General features: G+C 56.5%; 13 protein-coding genes. 7 read left to right on the top strand and 6 right to left on the bottom strand.

Features of this window, described 5'->3' with window-relative positions:
* Positions 1-100 precede the first annotated feature (100 nt).
* The 3 genes from CSC3H3_RS12630 to yjfF are packed head-to-tail and all read left to right on the top strand — an operon-like array spanning position 101 to position 3,643.
* Positions 101-1,606, top strand: a complete 1,506-nt coding sequence (locus tag CSC3H3_RS12630) for a sugar ABC transporter ATP-binding protein (protein ID WP_101285043.1) — start codon at positions 101-103, stop codon at positions 1,604-1,606.
* On the top strand, positions 1,603-2,679 hold the full coding sequence (locus CSC3H3_RS12625) for an ABC transporter permease (RefSeq protein WP_101285042.1): 1,077 nt from the start codon (positions 1,603-1,605) through the stop codon (positions 2,677-2,679). The genes CSC3H3_RS12630 and CSC3H3_RS12625 overlap by 4 nt, the downstream gene beginning before the upstream one ends.
* On the top strand, positions 2,669-3,643 hold the full coding sequence (gene yjfF, locus CSC3H3_RS12620; RefSeq protein ID WP_101285041.1) for a galactofuranose ABC transporter, permease protein YjfF: 975 nt from the start codon (positions 2,669-2,671) through the stop codon (positions 3,641-3,643). Before CSC3H3_RS12625 ends, yjfF begins: the two co-directional genes overlap by 11 nt.
* A gap of 102 nt (positions 3,644-3,745) precedes the next feature.
* On the opposite strand, the gene CSC3H3_RS12615 is transcribed toward yjfF, so the two are convergent.
* Complete coding sequence (locus tag CSC3H3_RS12615) at positions 3,746-4,492, bottom strand: FadR/GntR family transcriptional regulator (protein WP_101264628.1); 747 nt, start codon at positions 4,490-4,492, stop codon at positions 3,746-3,748.
* A 620-nt stretch (positions 4,493-5,112) separates the two neighbouring features.
* On the opposite strand from CSC3H3_RS12615, the gene CSC3H3_RS12610 reads away from it, so the two are divergent.
* Positions 5,113-5,886 carry an SDR family NAD(P)-dependent oxidoreductase gene (locus CSC3H3_RS12610; RefSeq protein WP_101264626.1) on the top strand — a complete coding sequence of 258 codons (774 nt, stop codon included), beginning with the start codon at positions 5,113-5,115 and terminating at the stop codon, positions 5,884-5,886.
* A 115-nt stretch (positions 5,887-6,001) separates the two neighbouring features.
* Positions 6,002-6,991 carry an AraD1 family protein gene (araD1, locus tag CSC3H3_RS12605; protein WP_101285040.1) on the top strand — a complete coding sequence of 330 codons (990 nt, stop codon included), beginning with the start codon at positions 6,002-6,004 and terminating at the stop codon, positions 6,989-6,991.
* Between the two features lie 161 nt (positions 6,992-7,152).
* Here araD1 and CSC3H3_RS12600 read toward each other — a convergent pair whose 3' ends face one another.
* A complete protein-coding gene (locus CSC3H3_RS12600; RefSeq protein WP_101285039.1) occupies positions 7,153-8,361 on the bottom strand; it encodes an MFS transporter in 1,209 nt (402 codons plus the stop codon).
* A gap of 88 nt (positions 8,362-8,449) precedes the next feature.
* Between CSC3H3_RS12600 and CSC3H3_RS12595 the strand changes: the two genes are divergently transcribed.
* Positions 8,450-9,427 (top strand): AraC family transcriptional regulator, encoded by a 978-nt coding sequence (locus tag CSC3H3_RS12595; protein ID WP_101285038.1) that lies wholly within the window; start codon positions 8,450-8,452, stop codon positions 9,425-9,427.
* An 83-nt stretch (positions 9,428-9,510) separates the two neighbouring features.
* Here the strand turns inward: CSC3H3_RS12595 and CSC3H3_RS12590 are convergent, their stop codons facing one another.
* The 4 genes from CSC3H3_RS12590 to CSC3H3_RS12575 all read right to left on the bottom strand — a co-directional run bounded on the left by CSC3H3_RS12590 (position 9,511) and on the right by CSC3H3_RS12575 (position 13,118).
* On the bottom strand, positions 9,511-10,326 hold the full coding sequence (locus CSC3H3_RS12590) for an NAD-dependent epimerase/dehydratase family protein (protein WP_101285037.1): 816 nt from the start codon (positions 10,324-10,326) through the stop codon (positions 9,511-9,513).
* Positions 10,323-10,784 (bottom strand): MarR family winged helix-turn-helix transcriptional regulator, encoded by a 462-nt coding sequence (locus tag CSC3H3_RS12585; RefSeq protein ID WP_101285036.1) that lies wholly within the window; start codon positions 10,782-10,784, stop codon positions 10,323-10,325. The genes CSC3H3_RS12590 and CSC3H3_RS12585 overlap by 4 nt, the downstream gene beginning before the upstream one ends.
* Before the next feature lie 214 nt (positions 10,785-10,998).
* Positions 10,999-11,955, bottom strand: a complete 957-nt coding sequence (gene coaA, locus CSC3H3_RS12580) for a type I pantothenate kinase (protein WP_101285035.1) — start codon at positions 11,953-11,955, stop codon at positions 10,999-11,001.
* Between the two features lie 389 nt (positions 11,956-12,344).
* Complete coding sequence (locus CSC3H3_RS12575; RefSeq protein ID WP_101285034.1) at positions 12,345-13,118, bottom strand: IclR family transcriptional regulator; 774 nt, start codon at positions 13,116-13,118, stop codon at positions 12,345-12,347.
* Between the two features lie 284 nt (positions 13,119-13,402).
* On the opposite strand from CSC3H3_RS12575, the gene CSC3H3_RS12570 reads away from it, so the two are divergent.
* Complete coding sequence (locus CSC3H3_RS12570; RefSeq protein ID WP_101285033.1) at positions 13,403-15,118, top strand: thiamine pyrophosphate-requiring protein; 1,716 nt, start codon at positions 13,403-13,405, stop codon at positions 15,116-15,118.
* Positions 15,119-15,163: the final 45 nt, after the last annotated feature.

The raw sequence follows: 15,163 nt of genomic DNA, 5'->3' as shown, positions 1-15,163 counted from the left end.
GGTGAAAAACACCCGGCCTGATGGCTGGCGTAATGGCGTGTCCTTTGAAAAACGGGGGCACGCCTTTTGCGCAACAGCCTGACAGATCAGGGAGGATCATATGGCAGATCGGGCACAAACCGTGCTGTCTGCGCGCGGTGTGGGGAAGTTCTTTCCCGGCGTCAAAGCCCTGCAGGACGTTGATTTTTCGCTAAATTCCGGCGAAATTCACGCTCTTCTCGGGGAAAATGGCGCGGGCAAGTCGACCCTGATCAAGGTGATAACCGGGGTGCATCCGCGCGATGCTGGCACCGTTACCCTTGATGGGCGCGAAATTCATCCGGGCCATCCCGGCGAGGCGCAGCAACTGGGCATTTCCACGGTTTTTCAGGAAGTCAATCTGGTGCCGACCCTTTCGGTCGCCGAAAACCTGATGCTGGAACGCCAGACCCGCAAGTTTGGCCTGATTTCATGGAAAAAAACTGCTGAAGATGCGCGCCAGGCGCTAAAAACACTGGGGCTGGATATTGATATCAACCGCGCACTTGGTTCCTATTCGGTGGCGATCCAGCAATTGGTGGCAATTGCGCGTGCCGTTGCCCTTGATGCGCGGGTTCTGATCCTGGATGAACCCACCGCGTCGCTGGATGCGGACGAGATCAGGACGCTGTTTGGCATTATGCGCGCGCTTAAGGCCAAGGGCCTGGGCATTGTTTTTGTCACCCATTTTCTCGATCAGGTCTATGAGGTCACAGACCGCATCACGGTTTTGCGCAATGGCCGCCTTGTTGGCACCTTTGAAACCGCGCAACTCCCCCAAATCGATCTGATCAATCATATGCTGGGCCGGGAACTGGCGGAAATCAGTTCGCACCGCCATCATGCGTCGGACACGCCCAAGGATCGCGGCAATCGCATTCAAATTAAAAATCTGGGCAAGAAGCGGGTGTTGAAACCTGTTTCACTGGAACTTTCTGGTGGCGAAATTGTCGGCCTTGCCGGTTTGCTGGGATCAGGGCGGACGGAACTTGCCGAACTGGTATTTGGTGCGCATCGCGCCGATAGCGGGCTGGTATTTCTTGATGACAAACCGGTTTTGTTAAGGTCCCCGCGCCAGGCCATTCGTGCAGGGTTCGGCCTGTGCCCGGAAGACCGCAAACAGGATGGCATCGTGCCCGAACTTGGTGTTCGCGAAAATATCGCCCTGGCCCTGCAGGGGCGGCGTGGCTGGCTACGCCCCATTCCCCGCGCCGATCAGGATAAATTCGCCGATGACATGATCGCGGCCCTTGGTATCGCCACCCCGGACCGGGAAAAACCCGTTGGCCAGCTTTCGGGTGGTAACCAGCAAAAGGTTATTCTGGCCCGCTGGCTGGTTTCAAAACCGGTTTTTCTGATTTTGGATGAACCGACACGTGGCATCGATGTCGGCGCCCATGCCGATATCATCAAGTTGATCCGGGATCTGTGTGACGAGGGGCTGGCTTTGCTGGTGGCATCCTCCGAACTTGAAGAAATCGTCGCCTTTGCCGACCGGGTCGCCGTTTTGCGTGACCGTGAACTGGCAACCGAGCTTTCCGGTGCGGAAATTACCCAAAACAATATCATCGAGGCAATTGCACGATGACCACATTACAAGACACCAAAAAATCCTCCGGTAATGGGGGCAGTGCCGGTAATGGCGGCAAGGACGGGCGTGCCATTTCCCTTTCTTCCCGGCAATGGCTGGGGCCGGTTATTGCGCTGGTGCTGGTCATTATCGTTAATGGCATCATTTCACCGGCCTTTTTTAATGTGAAGGTCGTGGACGGGCATTTATATGGCTCGCTGGTCGATATCGTGCATCGCGGGGCGTCAACCGCGCTGGTCGCGGTGGGTATGGCCATTGTTATTGGCACACGCGGTATTGACCTGTCGGTGGGGTCGGTTATTGCCATTTCCGGTGCGGTAATGGCGGTTCTGATCCGCGATACCAGCCTGTCACCGGCCATCATTATCCTTGCTGCTTTGGGGGCGGGCATATTGTGCGGTTTGTGGAATGGCATTTTGGTCGCCTTCCTTGATATCCAGCCGATTATCGCCACCCTGATCCTGATGGTTGCGGGCCGTGGTATCGCGCAAATGATTACCGATGGGCAAATCGTAACCTTTCATGGTGCGTTTTTTGAAGCCATTGGCAGCGGCTATCTGGTGGGTGTTCCCTGGCGGGTGATTATCGCCGCCATCGTGATTGCCGGTTTATGGGCGGTGATGCGCAAAACGGCCCTTGGCCTGTTTGTCGAGGCGGTGGGTGGCAATGCCCGCGCCAGCCGACTGGCGGGCATTGATGCACGCGGCATCAAGGTGCTGGCCTATGTTATTTCGGGGTTCTGTTCGGCGGTGGCGGGTATCATCATTGCTGCCGATATCCGCGGGGCGGATGCCAACAATGCCGGTCTGTGGTTGGAGCTTGATGCGATCCTGGCTGTTGTGGTTGGGGGCGCATCGCTGATGGGCGGGCGGTTTTATCTAGGGCTGACGGTGATTGGTGTGCTGATCATTCAGGCGCTGGGAACCGGCATTCTGCTTTCGGGTTTGCCTTCGCAATATACCCTGATCGTCAAGGCTGCCGTGGTCATGATCGTGCTGCTGGTGCAGGCCCCAAAAGCTCGGCAGATGATGGGCAATTTCTGGCGCAGGAGGAACCGCAATGGTCAATGAACGCTATTATCCCTTGCTGGCAACCCTTGCTGTCTGTGCGCTGCTTTATGGTTACGGCATGTTTGAATATCGCGCCTTTAGCGATACCTACGTGCTGGGCAATCTTCTTACCGACAATGCCTTTTTGATCATTACCGCCATTGGCATGACCTTTGTGATTCTTTCCGGCGGGATCGACCTTTCGGTGGGCTCCATGATTGCCTTTGTCGGCGTACTGATGGCCGAACTGGTGACGGGCTTTGGCATGCATCCGTTGCTGGCCGTGCTGATATCGCTGGTTTTTGGCGGGCTGTTTGGTGCCTTTATGGGCTTCATTATCGCCAAATTCGATATTCAGCCCTTTATCATTACCCTGGCCGGCATGTTTTTCCTGCGCGGTATGTGCTTTCTGATCAATCTGGATTCCGTACCCATTACCCATGATTTCGTCAGTGCTTTTGCCGGTTTTCGCATTCCGCTGCCGGGGCGCGGCTGGCTCAGTGCTTCGGCAATGGTGATGCTGGCCTCGGTTTTGATCGGGCTGGTTATTGCTCATTACACCCGTTTTGGCCGCAATGTTTATGCCATTGGCGGGGATCGGCAATCGGCCCAGCTTTTGGGCATTCCCGTCGAACGCACCCTTATTCAGGTCTATACCCTAAGCGGCGTTTTCAGTGCGCTGGCCGGTGTTGTCTTTGCCTTTTACACCGCATCGGCCTATCCACTTGCCGCCGTCGGGGTGGAGCTTGATGCCATTGCTGCCGTGGTTATTGGGGGCACATTGCTTACGGGCGGCATGGGTTTTGTTGCCGGAACGTTTTTTGGCGGCATCATCATGGGTGTGATCCAGACATTGATCGCCTTTGACGGGTCACTCAATAGCTGGTGGACCAAAATCGTTATTGGCGGGCTTTTGTTTGGTTTTATCGTTTTGCAACGCCTGATCACCCGGTCCTTTTCCGGGATGCGGGCAGGGGCTAGTTAAAACCGGCATCAATAAAACAGTTCGGGCCGCTCCATCCCTGTGGGGCGGCCCGTATTTATCTGCTTGCAAAGGTCCTATATGACGGGGCTGAAAAACTGCGTATTACAGGGTGATGCGGTCCCAGTCGGTGGTGCCTTTCATGCCCAATTCGTCGCGCAACTGCATCATGGTCTGGCGCAGCAACTGGCGCATGACATTGCGGGCTTCATCGGGGTCACGGTCCGCAATTGCCTGATAAACCGCCTTGTGGCTGGGCAGGGACTGCACATGTGCCTTGGGCCCGCCGCTTGACATGCGGAACGACCCGATCAGCGCGCTTTCAATCAGCATGCCCAGCGATTTCATGAAATCATTTTGCGAGGCATCCAGAATGGCCTGGTGAAATTCAAGGTCGGTCAGATAAACCGCCTCGGTGCCCGGTTCGGCCTGTTCCATGCCGATATAGGCCTTACGGATGGTTTCAAGCTGGGCGTCGCTGCGGCGTTCTGCTGCCATGGCGGCGGTGTTGGGTTCAATGATCAGCCGGGTTTCAAACAGGCCATATAAAAAGGCCGGGTCGGGCTCCGGGAAATGCCAGGATAAAACATCAGGGTCCAGAAGGTTCCAGAAATGCCGGGGCTTCACCCGGGTTCCGGTTTTGGGGCGGCTTTCAATCAGGCCCTTGGCCGATAGAATTTTGATCGCCTCGCGCAGTGCCGTGCGCGATACATCCAGCGTTTCGCTAAGCTGGGCTTCGGTTGGCAAATTATCACCCGGTGTCAACTGGCCGGTGACAATGCGCCGGCCCAGATCATGGGCGACAATGCTGTGCAGGCTGCGCCTGGCATATGTTCTGGACATGGATGACATGTTGTTATTTTCCTTGGTGCCACGCGCAAAGCGGTCGGGTTTGCCAACTGGTTTTGCCCATAGGGCACATTATTCATATCATATGAATATATTTGACCAGCAATAACATGTCGGGTCAACCGGCTTTGCGTACCGGCAGGCAATGCACTACCCGAATGTACGATGTTTCCCCCTTTGGTTTATAGCCCATTGCCCGCACGGGTAAAAGCCGTGATGTTTTTACGACATGCCTGTCTGTTGTCTTGACAGGTTCCGCCGGATTGATCATTACTGTTATAGTATGAAGAATAAGGGTGCCAAACGCACCCAGCGATCAGGAGGAAGCGAAAACGTCACCCCTTTTGGTGCAAGGCATTGATATATTGCTGTTTTTGGTAATTGTTGATCCTGCGCTGAAAAATCCTCAATGCCCATCAATTATGGCCGTCCCCGGTGTTGCTGCCAGCTGCGCATGCCCGGTAACCCGTTTTCGATAACGTGGTTGGCTGAATTTACGGGCCGGTTGGGGAAATAGGCGGAATGGCCGGTAATATGCCCCCGGCCGGTTTGATGACGTATTTTCGTGTTTTTCCTGAAATCGATAAAACCATATTGATCCGCATAAGGGAGAAACCGCCACCATGGCCGACCGTAAACCAACCCATTATACCAGCCTTCAGGATGCCTCGGTTTTTATTACCGGAGGTGCAACCGGCATTGGCATGGCACTGGTTGAAGCCTTTTGTGAACAGGGTGCCAAGGTCGCCTTTGTGGATATCCTGCGTGACGAAGGCCAGAAACTGGTGCAGGAACTGGCCCCGAAATCGGCGCATGCGCCGTTATTTATCGAATGTGACCTGACCAATATCGATGCCCTGCGCCGCGCGGTAAAAGATGCCAGCGCCCAGAATGGCGCCATTTCGGTCCTGTTAAACAATGTCGCCAACGATACCCGCCACAAATGGCAGGATGTTACCCCCGAATATTGGGACCAGCGCCAGGCTATTAACATTCGCCCGGCCTTTTTTGCCATTCAGGCCATCGCCCCGATGATGATCGAAGCCGGCGGTGGTTCGATTGTCAATTTTGGCTCGGTCAGCTGGATGATGGGGCAGGGGGGCATGCCGGGCTACACCACGGCCAAGTCTGCCGTGCAGGGCCTTACGCGCGGTATGGCGCGCGACCTTGGCAAGGATGGCATTCGTGTGAACACGCTGGTTCCCGGCTGGGTCATGACCCAGCGCCAGCTTGACTTGTGGGTGGATGAAGCCGCCGAAAAGGAAATTGCCGAACGCCAGTGCTTGAAAAGCAAGGTCATGCCCGATGACATCGCCCGGATGGCCCTGTTTTTGGCATCCGATGAAAGCCGCATGATCACTTCGCAAAACTTCATTGTTGATGGTGGCTGGGTTTAGGGATGGTTGCGGGCGGTTAATGCCGCCCGTTCCTTGCTGTTTGTGCCCGCTGCCAATCGCGGCTGTTTGATTTGCCCGGCATTTTCCCCTGCCGGTTTATGTTCAGGATAATTCCATGAGACTGGTTCAATTTCGTGATGAAGACGGCAATGCAAGCGTTGCAATTGTCGAGGATGCCAAAACGCTGGTGCCGTTGCGCGGCGTTGCCTCCATTGCCGGGCTTGCCAAGGCCGCATTGGCCGATGGCACCACACTGGTTGCCGCGGCGCGTGACCATATGGGCGATGTCCGCATTGATTATGATGCGGTTGCCAATACCAACCGTTTATTGCCGCCCATCACGCATAGCGACCCGGCGCATTTTCTGGTAACCGGCACGGGGCTTACGCATCTGGGGTCGGCATCGGCGCGGGCAAATATGCACAAGGCCGATAACAAGCAGGCTGATGAAACCGATTCCATGAAAATGTTCCGTATGGGCATCGAAGGCGGCAAACCAAAGGCTGGCGAAAAAGGTGTGCAGCCCGAATGGTTCTATAAGGGCGATGGATCGGTTGTTGTGGCACCGGGGGCGGATATTCCCAGCCCGTCATTTGCCCTGGATGGCAGCGAAGAACCCGAAATTGCCGCCATTTACCTGATCGATGATGAAGGTGTGCCGGTCCGCCTTGGCTATGCCATTGGCAATGAATTTTCCGACCATGTAATGGAACGGCAAAATTACCTTTATCTGGCGCATTCCAAATTGCGTGCCTGTGCGCTTGGCCCGGAATTGCTGCTGGGCGACCTGCCCAGCCATGTCGAGGGTACATCGCGTATTTATCGTGATGGCAAGGTGATCTGGGAAAAGCAGTTTGTCAGCGGCGAAGACAATATGTCGCATTCACTGGCAAATCTGGAATATCACCATTTCAAATATGATCTGTTCCGCCGCCCGGGCGATGTGCATGCCCATTATTTTGGTACCGCCACGCTTAGCTTTGCCGATGGCATTACGGTGCAGGATGGCGATGAATTTGAAATTTCGTCAGAAACTTTTGGCCGGCCCATTCGCAACCGGCTGAAAGTGCAGGATGAACAGCCGGTTCGGGTCCGTGTGATCTGACCTTTGTTTCCCAAGCAGGTGCAAACCTGTTGTGCGGTGCGAGGCGGTTCGCACCCACCTCCCTCCGGGACTGGCCCGGCCCGTAACAGGGCCGGGCTTCTTTTTTTCTGCGCCTTGTTGCGCGTGTCCGGTTTAATCAGTGCAGGCCGGTTTTACGGTTGTCAGTTCTGTTCGGCGGTTACGGCGGATGTGCGAAGGCCCATGGCCACCACAACACCGGCCATCACCAGCAAAAAGCCGCTGATGCTAAAAACGCCCAGCGCGCCGCTGGCATTGTAAACCACCCCGCCAAGGGCCGCACCCAGTGCAATGGCAAACTGGATGGCAGCCACCAGCAGGCCCCCGCCGCTTTCGGCTTCGTCGGGGACGGTACGGGTAATCCAGGTGGACCAGCCAACAGGAACTGCGCCAAATGCCACGCCCCAAACGGCAACCAGTGCCGCATCGGCCAGCGGTGCGCCGCCCTGCATGGTCGCAAGGCCAAGCCCGGCAATGCCCATAACCACAGGCATCACAGCCAGGGTGAGGCGCATGGACCGTTCAAGCAGCATGCCGCCAAGATAGGTGCCAAAGAAATTGGCAATGCCGAAACCCAGCAAAATGCCCGAAACACCGGAAACGGCGACGCCGGTAACGTTTTCAAGGAACGGGCGCACATAGGTAAACATGGCAAAATGCCCGGTAAAGATCAGCATTGCCGCGACCATGCCAAAACGCATGCGCGGACGCAGCATCACTTCAAACAGGGTGCGCAGGCTGCCATGGCCGCGCGGCGGCAATTTGGGCAGGGTCGCAAACTGTACCAGCAGGGCTATCACGCCAAGGCCGCTGGCAATCAGGAAGATATTGCGCCAGCCAACGATATCGCCAAGGTAGCTGCCAACGGGGGCGGCAAAAACCGTGGCGGCCGAAACCCCGCTTAGCATGATGGAAAGGGCGCGTGGCACCAGATGTTCGGGCACCAGCCGCATAACAACGGCCGCCGACATGGTCCAGAAACCACCCAGCGCAACGCCAAGCAGAACACGGCCCAAAATCAGAAACGAAATGCTTGGCGCGATTGCAACAATCACGTTCGAGGCAATCAGCAATACCGAAAAGCCCAGCAAAACATAACGGCGGTCAAGTTTGCGGATGATGGTTGCAATCAGAAGGCAGGTGATCAGCGCGATGACGGCGGTGGCCGACACGGCCTGGCCGGCAACACCTTCGCTGATCGCAAGGTCACTTGCCATGGGGGTCAGAAGGCTGGCTGGCAGAAATTCTGCCGTGACCAGTCCGAATACACCAAGCGTCATGGCAATCACGGCGCCCCAGGCGGGCGTGCTCGCCCCGCCGTTGGTGGGGGTGGTTGCGTCTGGTATGTTCATTACTATCTAGGTCCTGTCTTTAGGATATATTTTGATTGATCCTAAAATAGGCTGGTAAATCCAGACGATCTATGCCAGATAATCTTGAATGATTGATCATTCGTCCGAAAAAAATCGCCCCGCGGATTCCGGGCGCGTCACAACCGACGTGATAAGCGAACTGTTGCTGGGAATGCGCCTGAATGGCCTGCATTACAGCCGCGTGCGCCTGTCGCCGCCCTTTGGTGTGCGCTTTGGCGATGATGTTGCCCGTGCGCAATTTCACTTTGTCGCGCGCGGGCCGGTTTATCTGCGATGCAGTGCCGGGCAAATGCATGTCTTGCAAACGGGCGATGCGGTTTTGCTACCCCATGGTATTTCGCACGAATTGTTATCATCGCCCGATATTACTGCCAACGATATCGAAAGCTTTGTTGCCGATCCGATCTGTAGCCGGGTTGATGCAATTACCGCCTGCGACCCCGAAAAACAGGGCGAAGGTGTTCTGTTTTTTAGTGGCTGTATGGAATTTGACCTTGGCTGCATGAGCCCGTTGATCGGCATGATGCCGCAGGTCATGCAGGTGGGCACACTTTTGGATCGCAGCCCGGAAATCCTGCCCATTCTGGAAGCCATGGAACGCGAAGTTTGCACCGCGCGGGCAGGCTATGGCGCAATTGTTACCCGCCTGGCCGATGTTGTTTCGGCATCTATCGTCCGGGGCTGGGTGGAATGTGGCTGTGGCGATGCCAGTGGCTGGGTTGAGGCATTGCGCGACCCGCGACTTGGCCGGGTTTTAAGTGCCCTGCATCGCGATCCTGGCCGTGAATGGACGGTGGCATCCATGGCGGCTGAAATGGGGGCGTCGCGGTCGGTATTTGCGGAACGTTTTCTGGCTGTTACCGGCGTAACGCCGCTGCGTTATGTTACCGATCTGCGCATGCGCCTGGCAACCCAATGGATCAGCAGGGATCGCATGTCGGTTGATATGGTGGCATCGCGGTTGGGCTATGGCTCTGCTGCTGCATTCAGCCGGGCATTCAAGCGTGTCACTGGCACATCGCCCGGTGTGGTGCGCCGCGCCTAGGTCGTGATTGTCAGGCGCTGCCATTTTCATCGACGTTCATTGGCGTGGCACCCCATTCATGAAGCCCGCTGCAACCTGCTGTGTCAAAGAAGCCCTTCCTGTTCTGCCTGATAAACCGTTCGCACCGTGGGGCGGAAGCCAAGGCTGCGGGCGAGGGTGGTGTCGACCTGTAACTGCCATGGGCAGGTTAAGGGTTCTGCCAATCCATCAAGATGTCCGCCACCAAGCAGGGCGAGCTCAAGCATCGATGCTGGCAGGTCATCGGCGATATTGATGATTTGGCCATCGAACGTCCCGTCAAGCGCCATTGCCATCGCTGTTGCAATGTCGCGGTGATGAATGGTGCTCATCCGCATTGCCGGATGCCATTTGGCCGTAGGGGCATGAACCGGTATCATTTCCAAATGCCCGTCACCGTCACCATAAACGAAGGGGAAACGCAGTATCGACCAATTCAGCCTGCTTTCCCTTAGCACCTGTTCGGCGGCAATTTTGCTGGCAGGGTACGCTGCATTTGGCGCGACGGCGTCTGTCTCGCGGGCAGGCTGCGGTTGGTCCTTGTCATAGATATTGCTGGTACTGGCAAAGATGAAACGTGCCTGGGGTGCATGGGCCTCGACGGCCTTGATCAGATTTTGGGTGCCATCCAGGTTGCTTTTCCAGATCAGAGCTTCGTCCTGTGTGCGAAACACTGCCGCAAGGTGAATAACCGCCGTAACCGACGCCAGCGCCGGGGCGAGTGACGCGGGATCGAACAGGTCACCTTCCGCCGTATCTGCCCCTGGCGTGATGGTCTTGCCGCGACGAACAAGTGCACGGCAATTGTGGCCCGCTGCCAGCAGGCGAGGCAGCAATCGTGCGCCGACAAGGCCTGTCACCCCTGTCAGAAGTATCGTCATGGTTTGCATCCTTTGGCAATGAAGGCGTTAAGCTGCTCTGTCGCATGCCGAAGCACCCGTACGGCGGCATCTTTTTCAGCGTCATTGATGTTGCCGAAGGCCGTTGTGGCGATGATGGAAAGGTCAGGCAGTTCGTCCCACAATGCGTTACCGCTTGGTGTAAGGCGCAGCAGCTTGCGCCGCTGGTCGGCCTCGTCTGGTACTTGCTCTACCAGTCCTTTGCGCACAAGTGCCCCGACAATAACGGTCAGTGTTGAACGTTCAATCTGAAGAAGCTGCCCAAGGTCGCGCTGGATGGTGGGGCCGTGATGGGCAAGCTGGTGCAGGATATACCACTGGGTCGAGCCCAGATCGAAGGGGCGCAGCATGGCCTCCATCGCGGCGCGGCCTGCGAAATAACAGCGCTTGGTCCATGCGCCAAGCGTATCATGCGGGGGTGAATCATTTTTGCTAGTCATTTAGCTAATATGTTAGGCGCCTAGCAAATTGTCAAGCGTGATATCCCAACCCGCAACGGCCAGCCTGCCTGCGGGTTCCTGTGCGTGGCTTACTTTGGCTTTGCAAAATGCTCGCGCAAATGTACCCACGGTTCCCCCAAAGCCCGCGTTAACATTGTAGCATGTTACTGATTAAGGGCGCTTGGCAGGCTGCCAGTTAAGCCCGTTGTAATGATCAGGGTTTGCGCACGGCAACGGTTTCCACGCGGTGGCCTTTTCCTTTGCGCAAGATGGCATCGGCGCGGAAACGCGATGGGGCCACGTGTTCTTCCAGCACTTTGGCATTGATGTTGGCCCAGATTTCACCTGCCAGGGTGCGGGCTTCGTCATCATTTAAATGCGCATAGCGGTGGAAATAGGATTCCGGCGTTTGGAATACGCTGTTTTTAAGCGTCAGAAAACGGTGGATATACCAGGTGCGAATATCGGTTTCATCGGCATCAAGATACAGCGTGAAATCAAAATAATCGCCAGCATGGGTCGATGCGGCCGGGTTGCCCGTAGTGCTGATTTCAAGCACGTTCAAGCCTTCGACAATCAGGATATCGGGACTGTTGATGATCTGTTTGCGGTCCGGGTCGATATCATAGGTGACGTGTGAATAAACGGGGATTTCGACACGTTCCGCCCCGTCCTTGATGCGCTCAAGCGTTTCAAGCAGGGTGCGGCGGTCGTAACTTTCGGGAAATCCCTTGCGCGATAAAAGGCCGCGTTCTTCAAGGTCGGCCAGCGGCCATAAAAACCCGTCCGTACACATCAGGTCCACCCGGCCATCCGTGCCAAATGACTGTGCCAGCATCTGGCGCAACACACGGCAAAAGGTGCTTTTGCCTACGGCCACACTGCCTGCCACGCCGATAATATAGGGGGCCTTGCGCGGGGCCGTGCCCAAAAGGTTGCCCATACCGGTTTTAAGGCTGGTCAAATGGTCGCGATGGGTGCGGATCAAATGCACAAGGGGGGCGAAAATCTCGGCAAGGTCGGTGGTATCGGTGGTGTCGTTCAGACCACGCAGGCCGTCAAGATCCTCGGTGCTGAGGTGAAAGGCGGTGTCTTCCCCCAATGTCTGCCATTTATCCCGGTCAAACAGGGCGTAGCGATCAGGATAAAGGGCTGCCGGGGAAAGGGTCATTGCGGCCTTCTGTGTTGCAGGTCAGAAAATGTTCGTCTCGCTTTATGCCGCCAAGATCAAGGCGATGCAATGTTAACGGCGATGATTTGGCGAATAAGTTACGGCAGGCAGGCGGAATTTTACAAAATCGGCGTCAAAGGGCGGCTTGCCGGGAAGGTCGGGTATGGGGCTGGGGGGGTAATTGGGAGCGGTTGATGATGTTACGGGTGTTGCCAGGCAACAGCGATATGGTGTGTGTTGTGGGTGTCGCTGCCTGGTAACGACGTGGTTTTATTGCTGGGTTTTCGCCGGGTTGGCTGCCATATCCTGCCCGGCGATACTGGATTGCCTATTTATGCTGCCTGCCTGGTTCGTCAATTCGCAGGTGCGCGGCTTGTTGCCCGCGTCGGTTAAACGGCGTTGGCGCCAGTGCCATAAAGGGCGGTTTGCGCGTCATTGGCGGCATTGCGTAATTGGTCCAGCAGGCCGGACCGGCGCTGTGTAACGATGGCATTGTTGCTGCCAAATGTTGAAAGGGCGCTGACCATGGTGCCGTTGCGGTTAAAGACCGGCACGGCGAGGGCGAAAATGTCGCTTTCGCGTTCGCCGTCATTCAGGGCAAAGCCATCCTCGCGGATGCGCGCCAGTTCCTGCATCAAGGCCGATTTACCGGTAATTGTCGTGGCGGTCAGCGATGAAAGGCGTGCGGCATCCAGATAGGCCTGGCGCTTTTCATCCTCCATAAAGGCCAGCCATAATTTGCCATGCGCGGTGCAATAGGCATCAAGCTGGCTGCCAATGCGGATATCAACATAAAGGGCGCGTTCCGGCAGGGCCTTGGCTATGCAAACGGCCTTGTCATGGTCAAATCGGGTTGCCATGCAGGCTTCGTGCGTTTTGCGTGCAAGGTCATCCAGAACGGGCTGTAATGCCGGGGCAGGCCCGCCTTCGCGGCTAACGCGTTCTCCCAGATCGGCAAAGATATAACCCAGTCTGAAAACACCCCGAGCCGTCATGCGCAACGCACCTGCCTGTTCAAGGGTGTGTAGAAACCGGTGCGCGGTGATCAGGTTGATTTTCAGTTCCCTGGCGACTTCTCCTGCCGTCATTTCGCTGCGCCCGGCGGCAAAAAGCTCCAGAATACGAAAGGCCTTAAGGACCGAACCATTCAATTGGGAAGTCATGACGTGCCTTTCTTTTGGGGTCGTTGCCTGCGCGGATGCATTGGAAAAATGCGGTTTTGGTATGTGTGGCCCAAGCTGCCAATCGTGCCAGCGCCATCCTCGCAAATCATTAAAGGCCACAATAGTTGGTCTGCACCACCGCCGAATGCGTCTCCATTTTCACCGATTTGCAAAATGCGCACGCAGATAGGGGCCGTGCCGCTGCTTGACGGCCGAAAATTTCACGTAATATACTATATTGTAAATTAAATTTCAAATATAGAAATATGAAAAGGGGCGGTGAAATGTCGGATCAGAAGGCAGGCGCAGGTTTAACGGCGGGCGGGGCTGTGTTGGCGCGGATAAAAGCGGTGGGGGTGGATTACATTTTTGCCAATTCCGGCACCGATTTCCCGCCGATCATTGAGGGGCTGGCCGAAGCCGCGGCAAAGGATATTCCCCTGCCTGAAGCCCTGATCATGCCGCACGAAAATGCGGCCATGGGCATGGCATACGGGTATTATCTGGCAACGGGCCGGGCGCAGGCGGTGATGGCGCATACCAATGTCGGGCTGGCCAATTGTGCGATTGGTGCGATTAATGCCGCGACCGAACATGTGCCGATGCTGCTATTTTCCGGTCGGACTCCGGTCATGGAGCAGGGCAGGCTGGGTGCGCGCACCGTTCCCATTGGCTGGGGCCAGGAAATGCGCGATCAAACCGCGCTGGTGCGTGAAGCGGTGAAATGGGATTACGAACTGAAATTTCCCGAACAGGTGCCCGAAATGGTCGATCGTGCCTATGCCATTGCCTGTTCGGTGCCCAAAGGCCCGGTTTATATGAGCCTGCCGCGCGAAGTGCTGTGTGAAACCTGTGATGATACGGGCATTGATGCGCCATCACGGGTGCAGCCCGTGCGCATTGCCCCGCCACGCGACCAGCTGGAACAGGCCGCCGACATGCTGGCACAGGCAAAACGCCCGCTGATTATTGCCCAGCGCGGGGCAGGCAGTGCGGAAGGCTTTAGCACCCTGTCGCAAATGGCAAATCAGTGGGGCATTCCTGTGGTGCAATATTGGGCCATTCAGCTAGCCATGGCGACGAATGACCCGATGTTTGGCGGTATGGACCCCGCCGTTTACATGAAGGATGCCGACCTTGTGCTGGTGCTGGATTGTCTGGCCCCCTGGTGGCCCGATATCCATGCGCTGCCCGCCGATTGCAAGGTGATCCAGATAGGGCAGAACCCGCTTTATTCACGGTTTCCTGCACGGCATTTTCCCGCCGATATCTCGCTGGCGGGCGAAACGGCCGATGTTATTTTGGCATTGGCTGATGCGATGGCGCCCCGGTTTACCGACCATCGTGATGCCTGCGAAGAACGGCGCAAAAGGGTGGTGGCGCAAAACAGACCCATCCGCAAGGCCGCCCAAAAACTGGCCGATGATGGGGCGAAAACACCAATGACCAAGGCCTTTGTGGCAAAGTGTCTGTCGTCGGTGATTGCGGGCAAGGGCGCAACGGTATTTTCCGAACTGGGCTGCCCGCTGGAACCCATGGAACTGGATCATTACCAGGCATGGTATCAGGAACCGCATTCAGGCGGTTTGGGGTGGTCATTCCCTGCGGCGATGGGCTTTGCGCTGGCGGACCGCAAAAAGCTGGTGATCGCCACCATGGGGGATGGGTCCTATATGTTTGCCAATCCCACGGCCTGCCACCAGATTGCCGAGGCCATGGCGCTGCCAGTGTTGATTTTGGTGTTGAACAACAATGAATGGGGGGCCGTGCGCCAATCGGTCACGGGGATGTATCCCGATGGCTATGCGGCAAAGGCCAATCGCATGCCGTTGACATCGTTAACGCCCAGCCCGGATTTCACCTGTGTTGCGCAAGCCAGCCGGGCCTGGGTAGCAAAGGTTGAGGCACCCGGTGATCTGGCCGCAACATTAACCCGCGCCATTGCCCATATCACGCAAACCGGCACCCATGCCCTGGTGGAAATTACAATTGCCCCGTAACGGCCTTGTCGGGGCCGGGGCACGCGCCACAAAAAAGTCGGCTTC

This window comes from Thalassospira marina (assembly GCF_002844375.1).
GTDB classification, from domain to species: domain Bacteria; phylum Pseudomonadota; class Alphaproteobacteria; order Rhodospirillales; family Thalassospiraceae; genus Thalassospira; species Thalassospira marina.
Note: the sequence above shows the minus strand (reverse complement) of the source record. Positions and strands in the feature narration are given on the sequence as shown.

Coding starts and splice junctions, on each gene's coding strand:
- CSC3H3_RS12615 (WP_101264628.1), bottom strand. CDS start 4,492: ATGTCATCCATGTCCAGAACATATGCCAGGCGCAGCCTGCACAGCATT.
- araD1 (WP_101285040.1), top strand. CDS start 6,002: ATGAGACTGGTTCAATTTCGTGATGAAGACGGCAATGCAAGCGTTGCA.
- CSC3H3_RS12610 (WP_101264626.1), top strand. CDS start 5,113: ATGGCCGACCGTAAACCAACCCATTATACCAGCCTTCAGGATGCCTCG.
- CSC3H3_RS12625 (WP_101285042.1), top strand. CDS start 1,603: ATGACCACATTACAAGACACCAAAAAATCCTCCGGTAATGGGGGCAGT.
- CSC3H3_RS12575 (WP_101285034.1), bottom strand. CDS start 13,118: ATGACTTCCCAATTGAATGGTTCGGTCCTTAAGGCCTTTCGTATTCTG.
- yjfF (WP_101285041.1), top strand. CDS start 2,669: ATGGTCAATGAACGCTATTATCCCTTGCTGGCAACCCTTGCTGTCTGT.
- CSC3H3_RS12570 (WP_101285033.1), top strand. CDS start 13,403: ATGTCGGATCAGAAGGCAGGCGCAGGTTTAACGGCGGGCGGGGCTGTG.
- CSC3H3_RS12630 (WP_101285043.1), top strand. CDS start 101: ATGGCAGATCGGGCACAAACCGTGCTGTCTGCGCGCGGTGTGGGGAAG.
- CSC3H3_RS12595 (WP_101285038.1), top strand. CDS start 8,450: ATGATTGATCATTCGTCCGAAAAAAATCGCCCCGCGGATTCCGGGCGC.
- CSC3H3_RS12590 (WP_101285037.1), bottom strand. CDS start 10,326: ATGACGATACTTCTGACAGGGGTGACAGGCCTTGTCGGCGCACGATTG.
- CSC3H3_RS12600 (WP_101285039.1), bottom strand. CDS start 8,361: ATGAACATACCAGACGCAACCACCCCCACCAACGGCGGGGCGAGCACG.
- coaA (WP_101285035.1), bottom strand. CDS start 11,955: ATGACCCTTTCCCCGGCAGCCCTTTATCCTGATCGCTACGCCCTGTTT.
- CSC3H3_RS12585 (WP_101285036.1), bottom strand. CDS start 10,784: ATGACTAGCAAAAATGATTCACCCCCGCATGATACGCTTGGCGCATGG.